The sequence below is a fragment of the Bacillota bacterium genome (assembly GCA_040757205.1).
In the GTDB taxonomy this organism is placed as follows: domain Bacteria; phylum Bacillota; class Desulfotomaculia; order Desulfotomaculales; family Desulforudaceae; genus Desulforudis.
Map to the genome: position 1 here is coordinate 165,653 of JBFLXL010000004.1, position 22,969 is coordinate 188,621.

General features: G+C 64.1%; 19 protein-coding genes and 1 tRNA gene. 1 reads left to right on the forward strand and 19 read right to left on the reverse strand.

What is annotated here, in order from left to right:
- Positions 1-116: 116 nt before the first annotated feature.
- From thyX to AB1402_05085, 12 genes are all read right to left on the reverse strand, one after another.
- Complete coding sequence (thyX, locus tag AB1402_05030) at positions 117-902, reverse strand: FAD-dependent thymidylate synthase (GenBank protein MEW6540961.1); 786 nt, start codon at positions 900-902, stop codon at positions 117-119.
- 77 nt (positions 903-979) lie between these two features.
- Entirely contained in the window at positions 980-2,476 is a 1,497-nt protein-coding gene (gene cysS, locus AB1402_05035) for a cysteine--tRNA ligase (protein ID MEW6540962.1), read from the reverse strand.
- Positions 2,424-3,140, reverse strand: a complete 717-nt coding sequence (gene cysE / locus AB1402_05040) for a serine O-acetyltransferase (protein ID MEW6540963.1) — start codon at positions 3,138-3,140, stop codon at positions 2,424-2,426. Before cysE ends, cysS begins: the two co-directional genes overlap by 53 nt.
- 97 nt (positions 3,141-3,237) lie before the next feature.
- The gene (ispD, locus tag AB1402_05045) at positions 3,238-4,422 is read right to left on the reverse strand and encodes a 2-C-methyl-D-erythritol 4-phosphate cytidylyltransferase (protein MEW6540964.1); all 1,185 of its coding nucleotides are present in this window, start codon (positions 4,420-4,422) and stop codon (positions 3,238-3,240) included.
- Positions 4,415-5,530 (reverse strand): PIN domain-containing protein, encoded by a 1,116-nt coding sequence (locus tag AB1402_05050; protein MEW6540965.1) that lies wholly within the window; start codon positions 5,528-5,530, stop codon positions 4,415-4,417. Before AB1402_05050 ends, ispD begins: the two co-directional genes overlap by 8 nt.
- A 124-nt stretch (positions 5,531-5,654) precedes the next feature.
- A complete protein-coding gene (locus tag AB1402_05055) occupies positions 5,655-6,131 on the reverse strand; it encodes a CarD family transcriptional regulator (protein ID MEW6540966.1) in 477 nt (158 codons plus the stop codon).
- Between the two features lie 219 nt (positions 6,132-6,350).
- Positions 6,351-7,427, reverse strand: a complete 1,077-nt coding sequence (disA, locus tag AB1402_05060; protein ID MEW6540967.1) for a DNA integrity scanning diadenylate cyclase DisA — start codon at positions 7,425-7,427, stop codon at positions 6,351-6,353.
- 23 nt (positions 7,428-7,450) lie between these two features.
- On the reverse strand, positions 7,451-8,785 hold the full coding sequence (radA, locus tag AB1402_05065; protein ID MEW6540968.1) for a DNA repair protein RadA: 1,335 nt from the start codon (positions 8,783-8,785) through the stop codon (positions 7,451-7,453).
- 170 nt (positions 8,786-8,955) lie between these two features.
- Complete coding sequence (locus AB1402_05070) at positions 8,956-11,394, reverse strand: ATP-dependent Clp protease ATP-binding subunit (protein MEW6540969.1); 2,439 nt, start codon at positions 11,392-11,394, stop codon at positions 8,956-8,958.
- Positions 11,395-11,508: 114 nt separating this feature from the next.
- Positions 11,509-12,675, reverse strand: a complete 1,167-nt coding sequence (locus AB1402_05075) for a protein arginine kinase (protein MEW6540970.1) — start codon at positions 12,673-12,675, stop codon at positions 11,509-11,511.
- Between the two features lie 19 nt (positions 12,676-12,694).
- The gene (locus tag AB1402_05080; protein MEW6540971.1) at positions 12,695-13,198 is read right to left on the reverse strand and encodes a UvrB/UvrC motif-containing protein; all 504 of its coding nucleotides are present in this window, start codon (positions 13,196-13,198) and stop codon (positions 12,695-12,697) included.
- Between the two features lie 294 nt (positions 13,199-13,492).
- On the reverse strand, positions 13,493-14,299 hold the full coding sequence (locus AB1402_05085) for a DUF2889 domain-containing protein (GenBank protein ID MEW6540972.1): 807 nt from the start codon (positions 14,297-14,299) through the stop codon (positions 13,493-13,495).
- Between the two features lie 303 nt (positions 14,300-14,602).
- Between AB1402_05085 and AB1402_05090 the strand changes: the two genes are divergently transcribed.
- Positions 14,603-15,334 (forward strand): HAD family hydrolase, encoded by a 732-nt coding sequence (locus AB1402_05090; protein ID MEW6540973.1) that lies wholly within the window; start codon positions 14,603-14,605, stop codon positions 15,332-15,334.
- Between the two features lie 115 nt (positions 15,335-15,449).
- Here the strand turns inward: AB1402_05090 and AB1402_05095 are convergent, their stop codons facing one another.
- From AB1402_05095 to hydG, 7 genes are all read right to left on the reverse strand, one after another.
- On the reverse strand, positions 15,450-15,896 hold the full coding sequence (locus tag AB1402_05095; GenBank protein ID MEW6540974.1) for a ferritin-like domain-containing protein: 447 nt from the start codon (positions 15,894-15,896) through the stop codon (positions 15,450-15,452).
- 238 nt (positions 15,897-16,134) lie between these two features.
- Positions 16,135-16,485: a hypothetical protein gene (locus AB1402_05100; protein ID MEW6540975.1), complete on the reverse strand. Its 351-nt coding sequence runs from the start codon at positions 16,483-16,485 to the stop codon at positions 16,135-16,137.
- 194 nt (positions 16,486-16,679) lie between these two features.
- Positions 16,680-18,449, reverse strand: coding sequence for a UbiD family decarboxylase (locus tag AB1402_05105; protein MEW6540976.1), 1,770 nt, complete (start codon positions 18,447-18,449; stop codon positions 16,680-16,682).
- Positions 18,450-18,792: 343 nt separating this feature from the next.
- Positions 18,793-18,867 (reverse strand) — tRNA-Asn (locus AB1402_05110).
- Between the two features lie 129 nt (positions 18,868-18,996).
- Entirely contained in the window at positions 18,997-19,995 is a 999-nt protein-coding gene (gene hydE, locus AB1402_05115) for a [FeFe] hydrogenase H-cluster radical SAM maturase HydE (protein ID MEW6540977.1), read from the reverse strand.
- A complete protein-coding gene (gene hydF, locus AB1402_05120; protein ID MEW6540978.1) occupies positions 19,995-21,278 on the reverse strand; it encodes a [FeFe] hydrogenase H-cluster maturation GTPase HydF in 1,284 nt (427 codons plus the stop codon). The genes hydE and hydF overlap by 1 nt, the downstream gene beginning before the upstream one ends.
- A gap of 98 nt (positions 21,279-21,376) precedes the next feature.
- Entirely contained in the window at positions 21,377-22,855 is a 1,479-nt protein-coding gene (gene hydG / locus AB1402_05125) for a [FeFe] hydrogenase H-cluster radical SAM maturase HydG (protein MEW6540979.1), read from the reverse strand.
- Positions 22,856-22,969 lie beyond the last annotated feature (114 nt).

Below are 22,969 nucleotides of genomic sequence, written 5' to 3' on the forward strand. Positions count from 1 at the left end.
TTCCCTTATTCCATTATTCTAACCCGGTTTGGATCTCGGGCCAAGATTCGGTTTTCGCACAGCAATTTCCCAAGGGGCCGCCGACGGACGTTGCCGGTTAAAAAACGGGGCCCGAATCACCTGCTTCGCGCCCCGGCCTTTTGCCTGTCGGTTTCTTGCTTTGTCCCGCCCCCGCGGTATTTCTTGCGGACTTCTTTCAGTCTGCCGCAGTTGAGTTTCCCTTCCGGGCAGGGCCCGCGCAGGCATGCCGGCCCGGCCTTGGCGAAGATGGTCGGGGCGGTGGGCTTCACCAAGTCCAGCATGTGGTCGGCCAGTTCCCGGATCTCCCACTGGGCCCGCTCGCAGCAGCGCAGGGTGAAGAAGTGCAGAAGCTGCCGGGCGTTCATGGTGAACACGAACTTTGTTTCGGCGGCGTTCGGCAGGACGAAGCGGGCGTCCTCAAAGGCGTCCCGTTCCCCTCCGAGTGCTTGCGCCCAGTGATCGTACCACTCCTGGATCGTGCGCATCTGGCGCGCGAATTCCCTCCGGGCCTCGTCCCCCAAGGCGGCGATCTGCGGCGGAATTACGTAATCGAATACCCCGTCGGGGTTTTTCGCCGCCGTTTCGCCTACGTAACGCTGTGACTGCACGCTGAATGAGGCCAGGCGGTGCCGGGTGATTTGGGCGAGAAGACTGCGGGAAACACCCTCCACCGCAAAGGTGTACGAGGCATGTTCGATGACGGTGACATGCCCCATCCCCACCAGCTTTTGGATCAGCTCCCCCGAATCGCGCCCCGCTTCGGCGGCCACCAGGTCCTCATTATCCAAGCCGGAGTAGCACCGGCGCCCGGCCAGGGCGGCCAACGCTTCGGGGCCTTCAGTGTGCGCCAGCAGCGTAACATACAGTTTGCTTTCTCCCACTTACAAGCCACCCTTTACCGGTCGTCGGTGGACCCACTAACGCGGGTACCCCGCAGTCAGGTGCCGGTTGGCTATCGTCAGTCCGGTCCCCCACGGACGACCGGCCACCGGCCACCGACCACCGACCACCGACCACTAAATTTCCAGCGGACACCCTGCGGGGTGTCCTCCAGCGCCACGCCCAACTCCCGCAGCCCGTCCCTGATCCGGTCGGCCGTGGCGAAGTCCTTGTTGCGGCGGGCGTCCCGGCGAAGCGCGATCAAAAGCTCGAGCAGCCCCTGGGACAGGTCGCCGCCCACCGTACCGGCCTCCAGGACGATGCGGCCGTTATTCTCCGGGAAAATGCCCAACACGCGGTTGAACGCGTCGAACAGGTCCCGGGCCTTTTGCAGGGTCTCCCGGTCGGGCCGTTCGTTCTGGTGCAGGTAGGTGTTCACCTCGCTCGTCAGGTCAAACAGCACGGCCTGGGCGAGCGCCGTGTTGAAGTCGTCGTCCATCGCCGCCTCGAACCGCCCCTGGAGTTCCTCCAGCACCGTTTCCAGCCGGTTCTCTCCCCCTCCGTCTCCGTCCGGGGCCGGGGCCGGCCGGTCCAAAGACTCGCGCAACAGGCCGAGACACGTCTTCAGCCGGCTGACGGCGCGGACGCCGGCCTCCATGGCTTCGGGGTCGTAGTCGAGCGGATTGCGGTAGTGGTTGGACAGGAGAAAGAGCCGCAGCGCCTCGGGCGGGTAGAGCCGGGTCAGTTCACGCACCAGAAAGACGTTCCCGAGGGACTTGGACATTTTCTCCTCCCGGATGGTAATGAAGCCGTTATGGATCCAGTACCGCGCGAAAGGCACGCCGGTGGCGCCCTCCGACTGGGCGATTTCGTTTTCGTGGTGCGGGAAAATCAGGTCCGCCCCGCCACCGTGAATGTCAAACCCGGTCCCCAGGTATTTCGCGGCCATGGCGGAGCACTCGATGTGCCAACCCGGCCGCCCGCGGCCCCAGGGGCTTTCCCACCAGGGTTCCCCCGGTTTGGCCGCCTTCCACAAAGCGAAATCGAGGGGGTCTTTCTTCTGCTCGCCGACCTCGACCCGGGCCCCGGCCTGTAAGTCATCGAGAGAGCGCTTGGAGAGCCGGCCGTAACCGTCGAACCTGCGCACCGCAAAGTAGACGTCTCCGCCGGCCTCATAAGCCAGCCCGCGACCGATGATCGCCTCGATCAGGGCGATGATCTCGGGGATGTGGTCCGATACCTTCGGGTGCACGTCCGCACGCCGCACATTGAGGGCGTCGGCATCGACAAAATACTCGTCCACGTATTTGGCGGCCAGGATATGGGGGTCCATCCCCTCTTCCCGGGCCCGGTTGATGATTTTGTCGTCCACGTCGGTGAAGTTCTGGACGTAAAGCACCCGGTAGCCCTTATGCAGGAAGTAGCGGCGGATGGTGTCAAACACCACCAGCGCCCGGGCGTTCCCCAGGTGAATGAAGTTATAGGTGGTGGGTCCGCAAACGTACATGCCCACCCGCCCCGGATCACGGGGACAAAACCGCTCCTTGCGGCCGGTCAGGGTGTTGAAGATCTCCAAGAGTCGTTTCTCCTTCCGCATGTGGTTCGCCTTCCAGCCGGCGGACTTTGGCCTCCAGATCCATGATCCGCTCCTGCATGGCGGTCAGGGCTTCCGCCACGGGGTCGGGCAGCTGGTCGTGCCGCAGGTCGATGTCGTCGACCCGTTGTCCGTCACGCCGCACGATCTTTCCGGGAACCCCCACCACGGTGCAGTTCGCGGGCACCGGCTTTAAGACCACCGATCCGGCCCCGATCCTGGAGTTGGCCCCGATTTCAAACGATCCCAAGACCTTGGCGCCGGCACTGATCACCACGTTGTCCCCGATGGTGGGATGCCGCTTGCCCTTTTCCTTGCCTGTACCGCCCAGGGTAACCCCCTGGTACAGGGTCACGTTCCGGCCGATCTCGGTGGTCTCGCCGATAACCACTCCGGACCCGTGGTCGATGAAGAGCCCTTCTCCGATCCGGGCTCCCGGGTGAATTTCGATGCCCGTCAGGAACCGGGAAAGGTGGGAGAGCAACCGGGCCGCAGTGAAGCAGCGCCGCCGGTAAAGAGCGTGAGCGATACGGTGCATGCAGACGGCATGCAGCCCGGGATAGCAGGTAAGCACCTCGACCAGGTTCTTCGCGGCGGGGTCGCGTTCGAAGACCGCCCGCACGTCCTGACGCAGCGTCCGGAACACCTGTACCCCTCCCCCGAGAATGGAATCTTGGATTAGATTCTCATCCTCGACCGCGAATCGCCGTAAGCGACTCCCCGGGCCGACGGACACGAGCCCATTATAACACCGGGCCGCCGGGCAAAACAACTCGCCGCAGGGCGGTTACGGCGTACGCGGCGATGCCCGCGCCGGAACCGGTGAAGCCGAGCCCCTCCGTGGTGGTGGCCTTGACATTTACCACTTCCGGGGAAACGCTCAACACGCGCGCCATATTGTCCTGCATTTGGGGAATAAACGGTGAGAGGCGGGGCGCTTGGGCAACCAAGACGGCGTCCAGGTTCGCCGCCTCCAGGCCGCGTTCCCGGAGGAACACCGCCACCCGAACCAGGAGATCCAAGCTGGAGATGCCGCGGTAGGCCGGGTCGTCATCGGGAAACCAACGGCCGATATCCCCGGCGCCGGCCGCCCCCAGCAGCGCATCCATCACCGCGTGCACCAGCACGTCGGCGTCCGAATGCCCCAAGAGGCCCCGGTCGTGGGGCACCTCCACCCCGCCCAGGATCAGCTTTCGGCCGTCAACCAACCGATGGACGTCGTACCCAAACCCGACCAGCACGGGCCCGCCTCCCAACAACGCCTCGGCAAAGGCCAAATCCTCGGGAGTCGTGATTTTGATGTTGGCGTAAGCGCCCGGGACCATCCGGGCGCGGTAGCCGACAGCCTCCGCCAGGGACGTGTCGTCGGTGCCCACGAAACCCTGCTCCCGAGCCCGGCGGTGCGCTTCGACCAGCACGTCGCGCCGGAAAGCCTGGGGCGTCTGCACCAGCCACAGGTGTTCCCGCGGCAGAGTCAAAACCGGCCCGCCCGGCGGCGCGCTCACCTTCACGGTGTCTTTGGGCGGCACCGCCAGAGTGGCCGCTCCGTGTTCGCGGGCCGCTTCGGCCACCGCGGCGACTTGCCCGGCCGTTATGAAAGGCCGCACCCCGTCGTGCACCAACACCAACGTACACGGCCCCACGACCTGCAACCCCGCCCGGACCGAATCCTGGCGCGCCTCCCCGCCCGCAACCACCGCCGTCACCTTGGTGAAACCAAACCGGTTCACGATCTCCCGGCGGCACCATTCCTCCTCACCGGGAGCGACCACCAGGACCACACCGTCAACCGTGGGCGCGTGTTCAAAGACCTCCAGGGTGCGGCTCAAGACCGGACGGCCGGCAAGCAGCCGGTATTGCTTCTTGGGACCGTCCCCCATCCGATTGCTCCGGCCGGCCGCCACTACAATAGCCAGCGTTTCAGCCAACCGCGTTCACCTCGTCCAGTTCCTGCGCGGTCGTCCCGTCATGCTTCACCACCGCTTTGGGCCGGGCGAAAATCATGCGTCCGGCGGTGGTCTGCAAAACACTGGTGACCAGAACCCGAATACTGTGACCGATAAACTTCTTGCCGCCGTCAACCACAATCATTGTGCCGTCGTCCAGGTACCCGACGCCTTGACCGGACTCCTTGCCGTCCTTGATGATCTGGATGACCATCTCCTCGCCGGGCAGCACGACCGGCTTCAAGGCGTTGGCCAACTCATTGATGTTCAAGACCCGGATGCCGTGGATTTCGGCTACCTTGTTCAAGTTGAAGTCGGTGGTGATAATCTTGGCCCCCAACTTCTTGGAGAGTTTCACTAGTTTGGCGTCCACATCGTTGGCCTCCTCCAGCCCCTTGACACTCTCGTAAATCTGCACCCGCACGTCGGACTGGCGGCGGATGTGATTGACGATATCCAGTCCCCGGCGGCCCCGGTTCCGCTTCAGGATGTCGCTGGAGTCGGCCACATGCTGCAACTCATCCAGGACAAACCACGGAATGATCAGGGTGCCGTCAAGAAAGCCGCTCTTGCACAAATCGGCGACCCGGCCGTCGATGATGGCCGAAGTGTCCAGCAGTTTCGCTTCCCCGCGCGCGCTCTTTTCGCCGCGCCCGAACCGGGGCAGGTTCCCGAACAAACCCACGATCTCGTCCCGCTTCTTAACCGCCACATTTATCCCGAGGTAGGCCAGGTAAATGGCCACCACAATACTCAAAACTTGGCCGAACCAGCCAAAAACATAAAGCAGTGATCTGATGAGATTGGCGATAAGAAGACCAATAATAAGGCCGAAAGAAGCAAAAAGAAGGTCCTGAGTGGGCATCTTCTGCAGGTACTCAACGGCACGCGCCAATAACAGATTGCCGAGGTCCATGAGGCGGCGGGCGGCGATGATCCCCACCAGCAAGCCCAAGGCCACCGCCAGGGCCGCGACCCCGTAGCTCAAGGGTTGGGCAAAAAGCCCACCCTGGGCCAGATAATAGCCGATTACCCCGCCGATGCCGCCAAAGGTCAGCACCAGTCCGACAAAGGCCATTTTCGGCAACATATGCGTACTTACACCTCCTTTCTTTACCCAGTATTCTTGACTGTCAGCCTCTATTATACATTATTATACAGTTCCGCACACCACCCTACGAAACAAAAAGGCTGGCGCGTTTCCGCCAGCGCTTTCAGGCAAACATCTCTTCCAACATCGATCGCGCTTTGTCTTCCTCTACTTCGGTGGCCAACACCAACTCGCTGATCAGAATCTGCCGCGCACTTTCCAACATTCTCTTCTCTCCGGAGGAAAGCCCTTTCTCGCGTTCCCTTCGGGCCAGATTCCGCACCACTTCGGCCACCTCGTAAATGTTTCCGCTTTTGATCTTCTCGAGGTTCGCCCGGTACCTCCGGTTCCAGTTGCCGGGCATCTGTGTGCTTACATCCTTGAGGATTCCGAAGACCTTTTGGACTTCCTCGTGCCCGATCACCTGCCGCAGTCCGATGTTCGGGCCGTTCGCCGTGGGTACCATCACCTTCATATTGCCGACCGGTAAGCGGAGTACGTAGTACTGTTGCCGCTCGCCCAGGATCTCTTTCTCTTCAATCGCCTCGATTACTCCGGCTCCGTGCATGGGATAAACGACCTTGTCCCCGATTTTAAACAACATCCCACCTCCTAAGTACCCCTCTACCTGCTAAGTAGTATAACATAAACAAGATATTCCTGTCAAAATCGGGGCTCCGGGCGGATCAGCACTCCCGCGCTCTTCCTTTTTAACGCTCACACTATTTCCTGGCAACCAGCTTTTGGACCGCCGCTTGTCCGTATCCGAACCAGCCCGGATGGGTATCTCTGACCTCCGGCCTCCGGCTTCCGACCTCTATTATCTGTATCTTTCCTGCAACAACTGGTTCCAATAGCGGCTCAGCCCCTCCTTGATCGAGCGCGCCCTGGTTTCACCGATCCCTTCCACCTCGTCGAGCTCGTTCAGGGAGGCGTTGAGCACCTTGTTCAGGTTGGTGAACACACCTACCAGGTTCTCCACCACCGGATGGGGCAGTCGCTGAATCTTGCCCAGCACCCGGTACCCGCGCGGCGAAACGTTCTGTTCCAGAATGCCGCTGCCGCCGGAATAGCCGAGCACCCGGGCGATGAGCGGCAAGTCGAGCAAATCCTCGCTGGGCCAGGACTCGATGATGCCCAGGACTTGCCTGGGAGACTTTTCCTCCGGGGTCACCGTGTAGTCACGGATCACCATCAGGCCCTCGTTCTCCACGTTACTGATCAACTCGTCCAACTGCATGGTGATCAGGCGCCCCTCGGTGCCAAGCTCGCAGATGAATTTATGGATCTCCCGGACCACTTTCAACGTCATTACCGCGCGCTGGATCACCTTGGCGACCTCGAACAAGGTGACTGTGTCTTCAAACTCGGCGATGCTCAAGTTGACCAGCACCCGGTCCGCCACGGCCCGGTATTTCTCCAGGGTCTGCAGAGCCTGGTTGGCCTTGGTGAAGATGACCTCCAGGTCGCGCAAGACGTACTTCATCGGTCCCTTGTAAATGGTGATCACGCGGCGCCGCTCCGAGATGGAAATCACCAGGGCGTCGGTCTGCCGGGCCACACGCTCGGCGGTGCGGTGCCGGATTCCGGTCTCATTGGACGGAATGCCCAGGTCGGGAACCAGTTGGGTGTTTGCGGCAATGATCCGGCGGGCGTCCTTGTCCAGAATGATGGCGCCGTCCATCTTGGCCAATTCGTAGAGTTTGGCCGGCGAGAAATCGGCGTTGACGTGAAACCCGCCCTCGGCGATTTCAAGTATCTCCGGCCGGTCGGCCACCACGATCAGCGCGCCGCTCTCCGAACGAAGGATGTGTTCCAGACCCTCGCGCAGGGGGGTTCCGGGCGCCACCGTGCGCAGCACCCTCAGCAGCGCTTCTTCGCCCCGCTCATCAACCAAACAAACTTCCCCCCTTTTCCTTGTCACTTGGTCAGGACGAGATCCAGAACCTCGGCCACGCTGCCCGCTGCGAACAGACTTAAGCCCTCGCCGCCGGGCTCGTTTGAACCTCCCGCCGGCAAAACAGCGCGGTCAAAGCCGAGCTTGGCGGCCTCCCGCAGGCGTTTGCCAAGTTGGGGCACCGGGCGCAGTTCACCGGTCAGGCCGACCTCACCGACCACCACCGTGCCGGCCGGCACCGGCCGGTCCCGGAAACTCGAAGCCAGGGCCAGGGCGATGCCCAGATCGGCGGCGGGTTCCGAGATCCTCACCCCGCCCACGGCGTTCACGTATATGTCCTGGCCGCTCAAGAGCATGCCGACCCGCTTTTCAAGGACGGCGGCCATAAGGATGACGCGGTTTGTGTCCACCCCCGCGGTCAAACGGCGGGGGTTGCCGTACCCCGTGGTGCTGACCAGGGCTTGTATCTCGACGAGCAGAGGGCGTGTTCCCTCGACGCAGGACACGACCACCGAGCCCGAAACCGGAGCGCTCCCGGAGCTCAAAAACAGCCGCGACGGATTCTCAACCTCGCAGAGCCCGGCGGAGTCCATCTCAAAAACGCCGATCTCGTTGGTGGAGCCGAACCGGTTTTTTACCCCGCGCAGGACGCGGTAGGCATAATGCCGGTCGCCCTCCAGGTACAACACCGTGTCCACCATGTGCTCCATGGTCCGGGGGCCGGCCAGCACTCCTTCCTTGGTCACGTGTCCGACCAAGAGCACCGGAATGCCGGTGCTCTTCGCCAGCCGCGTCAGGCGCACGGTGCACTCTCTGACCTGCCCCAGGCTGCCGGGAACCGCCGCCAGCCCGTCCAGGGACACCGTCTGGATGGAATCAACGACCGCGATCACGGGCTTGAGTTCAAGAATATGCTTTTCTACCCGCTCGATATCCGTTTCCGGCGCCAGGTAAAGGGCGGGATGCACCGCCCGCAGGCGTTCGGCGCGCAACCGGACCTGCAGGGCGGACTCCTCACCCGAAACGTAGAGCACCCGTCCCACGGCGCCGGCCACGCGCACGGCCGCCTGCAAAAGCAGCGTGGACTTGCCGATTCCCGGGTCTCCGCCTAAAAGGACCACGGACCCCGGAACGAAGCCGCCCCCGAGAACCCGGTCCACCTCGGCGATGCCGCTGGTGAGGCGAGTCTCCTCGGCGCCGGCCACTTCGGTCAACGGCCGCGGAGGCTCACCTGCCGGAGTCTTCCGGCGGGCCGCCCTGGCCCCGGTTTCCTCTTCAACAAAGGTGTGCCATTCCCCGCAACCCGGGCAACGGCCAAGCCAACGGACCGATCTGTACCCGCACTCCCGGCAGCGCATCAGTCAGCCTCACTGTCAAAAACCCGGAACCGGAAGGCCATTTCGTCGATGTTCCGAGCTTTTTCCCCGCATTTGTATTTGGACGCTACTATACCATTTTTTGGACTGGACCACAAGTCGAAAACGGTCGTACTATGTCTAACCAGGGAGATTTCACGAATAATCTCTCGTCACCCTAACGTTCGCACGACGATCTCGCCGTCCCCGGCGTCCAGAAGCAGGCGGTCCCCCCGCTTGAAGGCGCCCCGGATCAATTCCTCGGACAATCTGTCCTCCACCCGCCGCTGGATGGTCCGGCGCAACGGGCGCGCCCCGAATTTTTCGTCGAAACCTTCCCGGGCCAGCAAGTCCTTCAGCGCGTCGGAGAACTCGACCTGCACCTCGTTCTCTTCCAACCGGCCGGCCACGTCCCGAAGCATCAACTCCACAATCTGGCGGATGTGCGCCCCGGTCAGGGCGTGGAAGACGATGATCTCGTCCAGGCGGTTCAAAAACTCCGGGCGGAAGGTCCGGTGCAGCTCGCCGATTACGTTCTCCTTCATCCGCTCGTAGGTCGCCGCCTGGTCTTCCACGGTCACGAAGCCCATCTTGGTCTCCCTGTGGATGAGGTTGACCCCGACGTTGGAGGTCAGGATAATCACCGTGTTCCGGAAGTCAACGGTGCGGCCCCGGGCATCGGTCAGCCGGCCGTCTTCCAGGACCTGCAGCAGAACGTTGAACACCTCCGGGTGGGCCTTTTCGATTTCGTCCAGGAGCACCACCGTGTACGGGCGGCGCCGCACCGCCTCCGTCAACTGGCCGCCCTCGTCGTAGCCGACGTAGCCGGGGGGGGCGCCCACCAGCCGCGACACGGTGTGGCGTTCCTGGTATTCAGACATGTCGATCCGCACCAAGGCGTCCTCGTCGCCAAAAAGCGCCTCGCCCAGCGCCCGGGCCAGTTCGGTCTTGCCCACTCCGGTGGGCCCGAGAAAGATGAACGACCCGATCGGGCGCCGCGGATCCTTCAACCCGGCCCGTGCCCGGCGAACGGCCCGGGAAACGGCCTTGACCGCCTCGTCCTGCCCCACCACCCGCTCGTGCAGCAGGTCTTCCATCCGCAAGAGCTTTTCGGTCTCCTCTTCGGCCAGTTTTTTCACCGGGATGCCGGTCCAGGTGGAGACGATGTGGGCGATGTCCTGCTCGTCGACCACCAGTTCGTCGCCGCCTTTCTGCTGCCGCCAGCCTTCCAGGGAGGCCTGCAGCTCGGCCCGCATGTTCTGTTCCTGGTCACGCAATTGGGCCGCTTTTTCAAACTCCTGCGCTGTCACCGCCGCCTCCTTCTCCTTGCGCAACTCCTCCACCCGCTGTTCCAGCTCCTTCAGGTCGGGCGGCATGGTGAAGGCCTGGAGGCGCGCCCGGGAACCGGCCTCGTCCACCAAGTCGATAGCCTTGTCCGGCAGGAACCGATCGGCGATGTACCGGTCCGAAAGCCGGGCCGCGCCCTCCAGGGCTTCGTCGGTGATGCGGACCCGGTGGTGCGCCTCGTACCGGTCCCGCAGGCCGCGCAAAATGGCGATCGTTTCTTCGACCGTCGGCTCCTCGACCATGATCGGCTGGAAACGCCGTTCCAGGGCCGAGTCCCGCTCCACGTGCTTGCGGTATTCATCCAGGGTGGTCGCCCCGATGGTCTGCAACTCTCCGCGCGCCAGCGCCGGCTTCAGGATGTTGGCGGCGTCGATCGCCCCTTCGGCCGCCCCGGCCCCCACCAGGGTGTGCAGTTCGTCGATGAAGAGAATGATGTTTCCCGCGGTCCTGATCTCTTCCAAAACCTTTTTCAGCCGCTCCTCGAATTCGCCCCGGTACTTGGTCCCGGCCACCAGGGAGGCCAGGTCCAAAGCGATCACCCGCTTTCCGGTCAGAATCTCGGGGACGTTTCCGTCGCTGATCCGCTGCGCGAGGCCCTCCGCGATCGCCGTCTTGCCCACGCCCGGGTCGCCGATCAGGACCGGGTTGTTCTTGGTGCGCCGGCTCAGGATCTGGATCACCCGTTCAATCTCCCGGTTGCGCCCGATCACCGGATCGAGCTTCCCGTCCCGGGAAAACGCCGTCAGGTCGCGGGCGTACTGGTCGAGATGCGGGGTGTTTGTCTGAGCCGGCGCTTGCGCCCGGCTCACGCCGCCTTCCACCGGTCCGGTGCCCCCGAGGAACTGCAGGATCAGGTGCCTGACCCTTTCCAGGTCGGCGCCCATGCCGGTCAGTATCTGGGCCGCCACGCCCTCACCCTCCCGGATCAAACCGAGCAGGATGTGTTCGGTGCCTACGTAGCTGTGGCCCAAGCGCCGCGCTTCGTCTATGGACAACTCCAACACCTTTTTCGCCCGCGGGGTGAAGGAAACCTCCACCAGAGCCGCGCCGCCCTGGCCCGGCTCCACCATTTTCTCGATCGCCGCGCGGATCTTGCGGGGGTCGATCTTGATTTCGGCCAGCGCTCTGGCCGCCACTCCCTCGCCCTCGCGGATCAGGCCGAGGAGCAGGTGTTCGGTGCCGATGTACGGGTAACCGAGTTTTCTGGCTTCCTCCTGCGCCAGCAAGATCACTTTTTGCGCCCGCCTGGTAAAACGTCCGTACACTACTCTTTCAACACCTCCGTGGCGCGGGGGAGATAAAAAGGGGGCAGGCCCCTTTTTTGTACCCGCGATTTTAAAAAACTGCTCTTCCGGCCGGGGGACTGTCCCCTTTGGGCCTCAGGGGGACTGTCCCCCTTCTTCCCCTTTTTCCCCTTCTTCGGGGCTGTCTCCTTCTTCGGGGCTGCCCCCTTCTTCGGGGTCCCCCCCGGAATGCGCGTTCACCAGCTTCCGGACCAGTGTGGCCCGCAATTCGTCCCACTGGGGCGGGGACAACTCCCGTCCGCTGGTTTTCACCAGATAAGACGGCCTGGTGACGACCATCAGTTCAAGCAGCACCCGCGACGGCGGTCCCTTAAGGAGTCCCGCCGTCACCCCCAGGCGTACGTCCGAGATCAGGCGCATGGCCTCTTCCACACCCAGGGTGTGCGCGTGTTTGAGAATCCCGAGCGCCCGGCCCACCCGGTCACGCAGGACCACCGGCATCTGTCTGACCAACTGTTGGCGGGCTGAGCGCTCCTGCTCGATCACATGCCGGGTGACCGAAGCCAGGTTGTCAATGATTTCGGACTCCCGGTGGCCCAGGGTGACCTGGTTCGAGACCTGAAAAAGGTTGCCCACCGCGTCGGTGCCCTCGCCGAACAGACCGCGCACCGTCAGCCCCAGCCTGGAGACGGTCGTCAGCACCTCCTTGACCTGCCCGAACAGCACCAGGGCCGGGAGGTGCACCATCACCGAGGTGCGCAGCCCGGTCCCGACGTTGGTGGGACAGGCGGTCAGGTAGCCGATCCGGTCCGAAAACGCGAAATCAAGCGTCTTTTCCAGCAGGCTGTCGGCCTCGTCCGCCGTGCCCGCCGCGGCCTCAAGCTGCAGCCCGGGGAAGAGGCACTGGACGCGCAGGTGGTCTTCTTCGTTCACCATAATGCTTAACCGCTCGTCCGGAGTCAGCACCAGCCCCTTGCACTCGAAACTGCTCTCCGTGTTCTTGAGAAAACCGGGGCTGATCAAGTGCTTTTCTACCAGTATCCACCGGTCGACCGGAGACAATTCGGTCATCCGGGTCAACTCCGCGTCGCCGAAACGGGCGCGGAACTCCGCGTGGCGCACGGCCAGGTTGACCGCCTGAATCACCTGTTCGGCCTGTTCCGGAGACGACCGGTGGGGAAAAGGGTAGCCCGCCAGACTGCGGGCCAGGCGAGCCCGCGAGGAGATGACCACGTCCGTCTCGGGAGCGTCGTCATCCATCCACTGGCTGTACGGGCTCTGGAGTGTATTCCGCATGCTCAAATCTTGTTCACTCTCCCCATCAGGCCAGTCTCTGCTGCAGATCCCGGATCGCGTCCCGTAACGCGGCGGCGCGTTCAAATTCCTCGTCTTCAACCGCCTCGCGCATTTGGGCCCGCAAGCGGTCCACTTCCTGGATCAGCAGATATTTGTTCCGGGAACGCTGAGGCACCTTGCCGGTATGCCGGATGGAGCCGTGGATCCGCTTCAAAAGCGGCTCCAGGCGTTCGCCGAAGTACTGGTAGCACCCACCGCAGCCCAAAAGACCGGACTGGCCGAACGCGGCGCCCGAAAGCCCGCAGGTTTCGCAGAGGAACTCCGCTTCGTCTTCCGGGACTTCCTTGACCCCGCCGGGGCCCATCAGCCCGGCCAGCAGGTTGTGCAGGTTAAGCGGCGCCCCGAGGTCGAATGCCTTCTGCGCCTCCTCGGCACAGCCCGGGCATAGGTACATCTGCCGTTTTTGGTTATTGATGACCTCGGTGTAGTGCACCGAAGCCGGTTGCTGTTTGCAGCGCTCGCAGATCAAGGGGTGAATTCATCTCCTTTACTGTATTCTACCCGGGGCGGCCGGTTTCAAGCGACCCGTGCCGCTCGCGAACCGGCTCGCGGGGATGAGCCGCTTTGGCCGCGTGAGCGGCAACGTTCCAAGCGCGGCGCCTCTTTATCCGGGGCGGTGTGGTGTACTTTATCCAGGTGGTGCGGTGAAAGGGGAGTATCTTCGCTTGGAGACACCTATCATACCTTATGATCGGGCGGGGCGTCCTGCTCCTGGCCGGTTTTCCACGCGGGAAACACCGGGTCGGAGAATGGTGCGAAGAAACTAAAGCTTCGACCCCGGCGCGGCGGCGGCGGCGGCCAGATTGATCAGGTGCACGCAGCCCTGAGCACCCCCCAGCAAGGGCGCGATTTCTTTCTTTGACTTCCCGGCCAGGGCGGCGCCTTCCAGGCCCCGCGCCAGGGCGGCGGCTTCGAAACAAACCCGGTCCGGCGCCCGGAGCACCCGGCCGGCCGCCTCCTCCACCTCCAGCGCTTCGCCTTTCAGGACCAGCTTCAAGGCCATTTCGTGGAAGGAGTCGTTTATCGTCGCCCGGACGGTTTGGGTATCCCCGGAAGAATGACGGGTGACGGATTCAAAACGGTTGAACAGGTTCGGGCCTTCCCGCCGGCCCACGTACCGGCCCCAGCCCACCGATACGCGGTCCAGGTTGCTGTAGTAGCGGCAGGCGTTGAGGTAAAACGTCTTCCAGTGTTCCACGTAGTCCTCCAGAGAGGCGTAGCCGCGTTCGGCGTACAAAAATGACTCCGCCTGAATCAGGGCGCGGATATTCTCGGTGAACAGGTCGAGAGCCAGGGGCGGGTAACCGGCGAGGGCGGCCCGGAGCGCGGCCGCCCCCGCCTGGAAATAGGCCTTGACGCCTTCCAACTCGGGCACGTCCAGGCTCACCGGCGCCCGGGAATCCGGGGGCCGGTGCCACTCCCAGCGGGCGGCGCGGATTGCAAACGTATGCGGGTCAACCGTAAAACGGGCGCTCGCCTCCGTCAAGGTGCCGCACTGCACCGTTTGGACCAAGATTCCCGGGCCCGTGCGCTGCACGGTGAGATAACGCTGCCGCACGAAATCCAACACGGCTTTCTACCCCTTCCTTACGTCCACCGCCCATAAACAGCAAAGGATGTCCCGTCTTGAACTCGGACGGTCCGGGCGGGCGTATGCCAGTCTTACGTCCATCGCCCATAAACAGCAAACAATGCCCCATTTTAGCATGCGAAACCATGTGCCTCAAGTAGAATTGTCCCCGCCCGATGTTCCCGGTCACATTTGGATAGACGGATTCTCCTGCGGCGGCTGCAGGTTCGAGTGGCGCCCAATTCGTGAGGGGTGGTCTTGCACGCGGCCGGCTGTTATAATGGGCGGGACGGGGGGGATACCATGCCGTGCAAATACCTGCTTTTGGACCTGGACGGGACTCTGCTCCCGATGGACAAGGAGGTGTTTCTCAAGGGTTACCTCCGGGCGGTGGCGGCCAGAATGACACCTTTCGCGGCGCCGGAAAACTTCGTTAAATACCTGCTGGCCGCCACCCGGGCCATGATCGAGAATCTGGACCCGGAGCTGACCAACGCCGAGGTTTTCCGAAACGACTTCTTCTCCCGGTCCGGACTGCCGGAGAAAGAGATCATGGTCGTTTTTGAACGGTTCTACAACGAGGATTTCCCCAGACTGGCCGTACTCACCGGCAACAGCCCGCTGGCCCGCGCCGTGTGCCTCGCCGCCCTTGACCAGGGGATCGAACTGGTGGTCGCCACCAACCCGATCTTCCCGCGGATCGCCATCGAGGAACGTTTGCGGTGGGCCGGGGTCGGCGACCTGCCCTTCCGGCTGGTGACGGCCTACGAGACTATGCACTTCTGCAAGCCGAGGCCCCAATACTACCAGGAGATTCTGAACCTCCTCGGAGCCGGGCCCGGTGAGTGCCTGATGGCCGGCAACGACCCGGAGGAGGATCTGGTCGCCGGTGATCTGGGCATCCGGACTTTTTTGGTGACCGATCATCTGATCGTGCGTCAGGGGAGGGAGCGCCGCCCTGATGTCACCGGGCGGCTTTCGGACCTCCTGGCCTTCATCACGCAGCGGCGGGAAGCGGCTTCCGGTCAACCGTAGGTGCGCCGCCGTTTCCCCCGCAACTATCCTTGGGGCTTGCCATTCGCTTGGCGGCCATACTCCACCTTCTCGGAGAAGAACATCCGGGTCTCCGAAAGTTGCCGTACGCCCGCGGTCAGTGGCGGTGCTCCAGATCTTTGAGCTTGTTGGTGAACCAGGCGGTGTGCAGATCCTCGTCAATCAGATTATCCCAGAGCAGATCAAAAAGTTCCGGCTCGCCGACCCGTACGATGAAATCCTTATAGTCTTTCATGGCCTTCTCTTCCAGGGTGATCCCGGCTTTGAGGACCACCTTCGGGCCGAGAATCCCGGTCAGCGTACCGGCGGTCAGCCCCATCACCGGTGCGACCACCTCGCCGAGCCGTGTCGGTTCGGCATCGCGTTTGCGGATCTCGGCGGCGATGTTGTCCACGTGCTGCTGCTCGATCACGGCGATCCGGGCCAGGGCGCGTGAAAGGTAGATGTCGTCCATCTGTTTGGACTGGGCGGTATAAAGGTCAACCTGCTGCAGTTCCAGACTGTAGAAGAAATTGAGCTTCGCGAGGAGTTCTTTTCGGTTCAAGATACCCACCTCGGCTCTAGTCTTTGAAGAACCGGGGCAAGCTATTCCGGAAGAACGGGGTCAATGCTTTGCTTTCTTGGCGCTACGATATCAACCGGCAATTTCGCCACTGTCTATGTGGCAGAATAGAAATACAGATTTCGGCGGTCTAAAAATACAGAGCCCCATAGGGGTAAAAAATGGAGCCTTGCCAGCCTCCCAAAAACAAATACCTTCTGCGCTGTCTTGGTTTTTGCAGTCACTGCGGCGTGGCGTCCCCGTTTTCGGCCGTACCGCCGCCGGTACCGAGGAAGCGGCGAACACCGGTGGCCACGCGCAACACGCCCAGCACGGCCAGCGCCGCGAGCGCCCAGCCGTAATAGAATCCGGCCACGCGCACCCCTACCGGAAAGAGAGTGGCCGCCAAACCCAGGCCGAACACCCAGAGGCCCACAAACGTCGACAGACCGCGCGGGTCGGCTACGCCCTTCAGTTCGATACCCAACGACCGCACCGCGGGGTAGGCGAAGATCACCAGGTTCCCCACCGAAATGAGCACCAGACCCAGCCCCAGCAGCACAACGTCAAGGGGACCCAATGTCCAGTCCATTACTCACTCCCCGTCCGTCGGTCAGGTAAACCTTGCTGCCGATCTATATAGTCATAGCCTTGAAGGTAATATTCCTACAACATTTGGCCTTTGCCACTTAGCCTCCGCCTCGGACGCAATGCCGTATGTCCGCGCAAACCTCTTGCCACATCCGTGTCACCACGGGACGGCGCGCTGAGCGTATGTCCACACCCCTACCACACCCGCGTCAGCCCGGCGAAGTATTCCCCCCAGCGGCGGTCCACCAAGGCGACCGTGTCCGGGTCCGGCTCCACCTCCGGCGGGTAGGCCCGCTTCATCCGGGCGTCGATCACCACGGGGGCCCGGTAACACAGGTGGTGGCGCCGCACTTCGGTCCCGGCGGCGTGGATGTCGGCCGCCGGCTCGAAGCGGGTGAACACGGTCCACAGAAACTCGGTCTGGTCCCGGGCGATCTGGGCCCGGTCGGCCAGCACGACGAGCGGCCATTCGGCGAAGGCCCCGTGCGCGGCCACCCGCTGCGCCAGACCCGGCTCGTCCGCGTGCGACGCCCCGGCCGCCACCAGGCAACCCGGGCAGAACACCGCGGCGGCCGAAACCCCCGGCGGCAGATCGCCCGCAAAAGCCGCGGGCAATGACCGGTGCGCCGCGCCCAGGCCCATCAAGACCGCCTTGCTGCCCCGGTTCAACTCCGGACCGGCGTAATCCAGGGTGTCCATGGCCAGGTTGTCCAGGACGAAGAAGTCGGTTTCCCAGTGGGTCCGGGCCAGAATGTGGGTCAAGAGCGCCCGGAAATCCTTCAAGTCGACCATGCCGTCCGTGATGATCAGGAACTTGGTCAGGGAAAGCTGGCCCTCGCCGAGAATGCGGAAGGCCGAAACCAGCGCCTCCCGGGCGTACCGCTCCTTGACCACCGCCGCGGCCAGCGGGTGGAAACCGGTCTCGCCGTAACTCCAGAGCCTGCGCACCGACGGCATGACCAGCGGGTAGAGCGGGCTCAAGACTTCGGTCAGGTACTCCCCGATGTAGTAGTCCTCCTGGCGGGGCTTGCCCACCACCGTGGCCGGGTAGACCGGCGCGCGGCGCCGGTACACCTGGTGCACGCGGAACACCGGGAAATCGTGGGCCAGCGAGTAGTACCCGTAGTGGTCTCCGAACGGCCCCTCGGGACGGCGTTCAAAGGGCGGCACCTCCCCGCAGAGCGCGAACTCGCACTCCGCGATCAGGGGGTGGCCTCCGGCCGGGTTTCGCACCGTGCGCAGTTTTTTGCCCTTCAGCAGGGAGGCGAACAGGAGTTCCGGGATGTCTTCGGGCAGCGGCGCGATCGCCGCCAGGATGAGGGCCGGCGGCCCGCCCAGGAACACGGTCACCGGCAGCGCCTCGCCCCTCTCCTCCGCCGCGTGGTAGTGAAAACCGCCGCCCTTGTGGATCTGCCAGTGCATCCCGGCGGTCGCCGGGTCGTAGCGCTGCACCCGGTACATCCCGAGGTTGTGTTTGCCGGTCTCCGGGTGTTCGGTGTACACCAGCGGCAGGGTCAAAAACGCGCCCCCATCCCCCGGCCAGCCGGTGAGCATCGGCAGCTGGTCCAGCCGGGCCGGCCGTTCGGTCACCTCGGTCACCGGCGCACGCCCCGCCCTCTTTGTGCCCACCCGGGCCAGATCGCGCAGGGTGCCGCGCGCGCCCCAGAGCCCGGACAGCCTGGGCGGCAGCATGGTCTCGGCCAGGTGCACCGCCTCCCGCACCAGCGCCGCCGGCCGGGGGCCGAACGCGACCTCGATCCGCTTCGGCGTGCCGAACATGTTGGTCAGCACCGGGTAGGGGCTTCCCTTCACCCGGCTGAAAAGCAGGGCCGGCCCGCCCGCGGCGATCACCCGCCGGTGGATTTCCGGGATTTCCAGGTGGGGGTCCACTTCGGCGCCGATCTCGACCAGTTCCCGTTCCCGCCTGAGCGCCGCCACAAATTCTTGCAAATTGTCGAGCGTCATTTTCCAGCCTCGCTTGGTCTCTTTACTTCGTCTGATCAGAAGCAACCGTCCGGTGAATCGTCGTTGGCACAATCATACCAGAAAGGCCACCACCAGGTAAAACACCCGGACGGACTTGACCCGGTTTGGCGGACACCCTCCAAAACGACAAGGATGGTGGATGGTAGAGATGCGGTGGTAGAGAGGCCGCAAAAGGGGTTATCCACACCCAAAGTAAGAGACGTATTGCGGCTACTTTTAAAAGAAGCCAAGCTCAAACAGCAGGCTCCCTATAGACAGCACCTATGCCGGGCGCACCATAAAAGCCGCCGCACGTTGTGCGGCGGCCGTTCTTTTCGTTTATTGGCTCCGCGAGTAGGATTCGAACCTACAACCTACCGGTTAACAGCCGGTTGCTCTACCGTTGAGCTATCGCGGAACGGCAGCTTTCATTGTAGCACAATAGATTCCGTGGCGCAAATGGTTTTGTTGGCTTGTGCTGTTGGCTTGGTTTTGTTTGGCCACGGGCCTCGCGCGGACGTCTGCACGCTTGTATCGGCCTCGCCGCTCAGTTCCTCCCGGGACCGTGTCCGTAGCCGGAATCCACGGGGCGTCCCAGCCCGGCCAGCGCCTCCCGCCAGGCGGTGAACGAAGACGGCGCCCCGACCGGAGCCGCCGTCCGGCCCGGGTAGATCTCGTAGTGCCGCCGGTAAGGCTCGGGGGTCAGGTCGGGCATCACCACGTTGGCGCCGCAGGCAAGGGCGCGTTGCCTTCCTTCCGGGTGCAGGACGCTCACCGCGGTGGTGGCCGGCAGGTGCGCGCGGGGCAACGCAAGCCGCGTCACGGCTAGCACCTTCAGGGTCAGTTCCAGCGGGCCGGCGGGGGCGCCGGCCAGCGGCGTGTCCGGATGCGGGATGAAGGGGCCGATGCCGGCCATTTCAACCTCCAGGTCCCGCAGCAGGACAACGTCGGCGGCCAGGCTTTCCACCGTCTGCCCCGGCAGCCCGACCATGTTCCCGCTCCCCACCTGGTAGCCCAAATCCCGCAGCCGGGCCAGATTTTCCAGGCGCCCGGCCAGGCTGGTGCCCGGCCGCAAGCGCGCGAAGAGCGCCGGGTCGGCCGTCTCGTGCTTGAGAAGGTACCGGTCGGCACCGGCGACCCGCAGTTCGCGGTAGGCCGCCCGGGGAAGTTCGCCCAGGGAGAGGGTGACCGCGACGTCGAGTCGGTCCTTCAAACGGTGAACCAACCGCGCCAGTTCGGAGGCCCGGTAACCGGAATCCTCGCCGCTCTGGAGCACGACGGTGCGGTAACCCTCGGCCCGGGCCCCGGCGGCGGCGGCGAAGATTTCATCCGGGGTCATCCGGTACCGGAAGAGCCGGCTGTTGTCGCGCCGCAGGCCGCAATAAAGGCAGTTTTGCCGGCAGTGGTTCGAGAACTCGATGATCGCCCGCAGGTGCACCGCGTCTCCCAGGTGCTTGGCGCGCACCGCGTCGGCGGCGCGGTGGAGGGCGCCGGTTTGGGCCTCCCCGGCCGTCAACAAGGCCATTATCTCTTCCCGGTTCGGCATCAAACCCCGCTCTTCTGCGGCGGTGCGCGGCGCGGGACCACATCCGCGTCCGGCGCCTTCCACCCCGGCCCCAGCCGCTCCAGCACCCCCGGGAAGGGCGAGAGCGCCCGCTCCAGCACCCCCTGCACCTGCGCGATGAGCACGCCGTAGTTGACGATGGGCACCCTGGCCGCCTGTGCCTGCATGATCCGCGAGAGCATTTCCCGGCGGTTCAGCATGCACGCCCCGCAGTGGACCACCAACCGGTAGTCCTCCAAGTTCGCGGGCAGTGGCCCGCCGCCGGACATGACGTCGAAATGCAGTTCCCCGCCCGCCGCCTGCCGCAGCCAGCGGGGAATCTTCACCCGGCCGATGTCGTCCGCGATCGGGTGGTGCGTGCAGGCTTCGGCGACCAGGATCCGGTCTCCCGGCCGGAGCCCGCCGACCGCGGCGGCCCCCGCCGCCAGGGTCTCTAGATCACCCTTATACCGGGCGAACAGGATGGAGAAGGACGTCAGCAACACTCCGGGCGGGGTGTCGGCGATCGCGCGCCCGTACACGGAGGCGTCGGTCACCACCAGCTTCGGCGGGTGACTCATCCGGCTCAGGGCGTGGCGGAGTTCCCGCTCCTTGACCACGACCGCCACCGCGTCGTGCTCCAGGACGTCGCGGATCACCTGCTGCTGCGGGAGAATCAGCCTGCCCTTCGGTGCCGACTGGTCGATGGGGACGACCAGGACCACCGTGTCCCCCGGAGCCAAAAGGTCGCCGACGATGGTGGGGAGCGTCCAGTCCCGGGGGGCGTTCCCGACAATCGACCGCTTGAGACCGTCGATGCCGTAACCGGTGCTTGCGCTCACTGAAATCCGGGGCAGGGAGGACAACTCCGGCCATTCTCCGGCCGCCCCGTCCGGGTACAGGTCGGCTTTGTTCACCACGGCGATCACGGGGAGGTTTTTCGCCCGCACGCGCGCCAGCATGTCTTGCTCACACGCGCCGAAACCCTCACCGGGGTCGACGACCAGAAGCACCAGGTCGGTCTTCTGCAAAACGTCCAGACTCTTTTCTACCCGCAGGCGGCCCAACTCACCGGTATCGTCCAGGCCCGCCGTGTCGATCAGCATCACCGGGCCGAGAGGCAAAAGTTCCATGGCCTTGGCCACCGGGTCGGTGGTGGTCCCCGGCACGTCGGCCACGATCGCCACCCGCTGCCCGGTCAGCGCGTTGATCAGGCTGGACTTCCCGGCGTTGCGCCGCCCGAAAATGGCCAGGTGCAGGCGCTGGCCGCGCGGCGTCTCGTTCAATCCACCCACCCCCGTAAAAGGGGACTGTCCCCTATTTATAATGGGCTCCAATCTAGCTCGAAAGTCAGGGAAGGTAAAATAGGGGACTGTCCCCCTTTTTAGAATTTGAGGTCGCGTTCGCCGGCGACGGTGCGTGCCAAAAGCTCCCGCAGCCGCCCCACCCGCTTCGGCATCTCGGCCCCGTACCGGGCCACGTACTCGCCGATGATCCGCTCGCCCGCCTCCCTGGTCCGGGGCGCGGCGTAGTCCAACAGGTACTCCTGAAAGGTGAGCACCGCGTTCGGGATGCAAAAGTGTCTTACCAGGCCCTTTTTGGCGAAGTTCATAAAGTGGCAGCCGGTGCGTGCCGCCCGGTAGCAGGACGTGCAGAACGACGGGAGGTACCCGTCCCGGCACAACTCGTGGACGAAATCGTCCAGGGAGCGGGTGTCGGCCAGTTGGAACTGCTGCCGTTCCAAAACCTGCTCCTCGGCCGCGGTGTAACCGCCCACCGCGATCCGGGACCCGGCGTCGGTCTGCGAGATTCCCAGCGCCATGACCTCCCGCCGCAGCCGGGGGTTTTCCCGGCAGGTCAGGATCAGGCCGGTGTACGGTACGGCGCAGCGCAGCACGGCCACCACTTTCTTGAAGTCCTCGTCCCCGACCAGGTAGGGGGAACTGGTGGCAAACGGCGTGTTCCACGCCGGCTCCAGCCGCGGAAACGAGATGGTGTGGGGGCCGACCCCGAATTCCCGCTCAAGGTCCAGGGCGTGGAAAATCAGGCCCAGCACCTCGAACCGCCAGTCGTAGAGCCCAAAGAGCGCCCCGATGGCCACGTCGTCCACCCCGGCCTCCTGGGCCCGGTGCTGGGAAAACAGGCGCCAGCGGTAGGAGCCTTTCAGCGTCCCGGCGGGATGCAGCCGCCGGTAGGTTTCGTGGTGATAGGTTTCCTGAAACACCTGGTAGGTGCCGATGCCGACCTCTTTCAGGCGGCGGAACTCCGCGACGGAAAGCGGCGGGGCGTTCACGTTCACCCGCCTGATCTCCCCCCGCCCATCCTTGGTAGCGTAAATCCTCTCGATGGAACGGCACATGAACTCGGCGCCGCTCGCCGGGTGCTCGCCGTACACGGCGATCAACCGCTTGTGGCCCTTCGCGGTCAGCGCCCGCACTTCGGTCTCCAGTTCCTCCAGCGTGAAGGTGCGCCGGGGCACCGCCTCGTTGGTGTGCCGGTAACCGCAGTAGGCGCAGTTGTTCACGCACGGGCTGGAGATGTAGAGTGGAGCGAACAGCACGATCCGGTTCCCGTACACCCGCTCCTTGATCCACCGGGCGCCGGCGAATGTTTCCGCCAGCAGTTCCGGGTCCCGGTTGTTCAACAGCACCGCCGCCTCCGCGGGCGCCAGACCCCGGAGTTCGCGCGCCTTGGCCAGCACCTCGCGCACTTCCGGGCGCTCCGGGGCGCGCTTCGCACGCAGGATATCCCAGATCAGCGCCTCGTCGATGAAATCCGTGCGCCGCTCACTCTCCTCGTACTTTTGGACCAGCGCCAGCCGGCCGGCGCGCCAATCCCGTTCCGCGGCGGTCAACAAGTGCACCATTCCCTTCTCCCGGCCCTCCGCTCCTAATTCATTCGCGACACCAAGGCCTCACCCGTCGCGGTCCCCGCGGCCAACCCGGTTCACCGTGGCCCGGTGCCGCCGGTTTGCCTT

Coding starts and splice junctions, on each gene's coding strand:
- AB1402_05100 (MEW6540975.1), bottom strand. CDS start 16,485: ATGGACTGGACATTGGGTCCCCTTGACGTTGTGCTGCTGGGGCTGGGT.
- hydE (MEW6540977.1), bottom strand. CDS start 19,995: ATGCCGAACCGGGAAGAGATAATGGCCTTGTTGACGGCCGGGGAGGCC.
- AB1402_05050 (MEW6540965.1), bottom strand. CDS start 5,530: ATGTTGCCGAAAATGGCCTTTGTCGGACTGGTGCTGACCTTTGGCGGC.
- radA (MEW6540968.1), bottom strand. CDS start 8,785: ATGCGCTGCCGGGAGTGCGGGTACAGATCGGTCCGTTGGCTTGGCCGT.
- AB1402_05105 (MEW6540976.1), bottom strand. CDS start 18,449: ATGACGCTCGACAATTTGCAAGAATTTGTGGCGGCGCTCAGGCGGGAA.
- AB1402_05090 (MEW6540973.1), top strand. CDS start 14,603: ATGCCGTGCAAATACCTGCTTTTGGACCTGGACGGGACTCTGCTCCCG.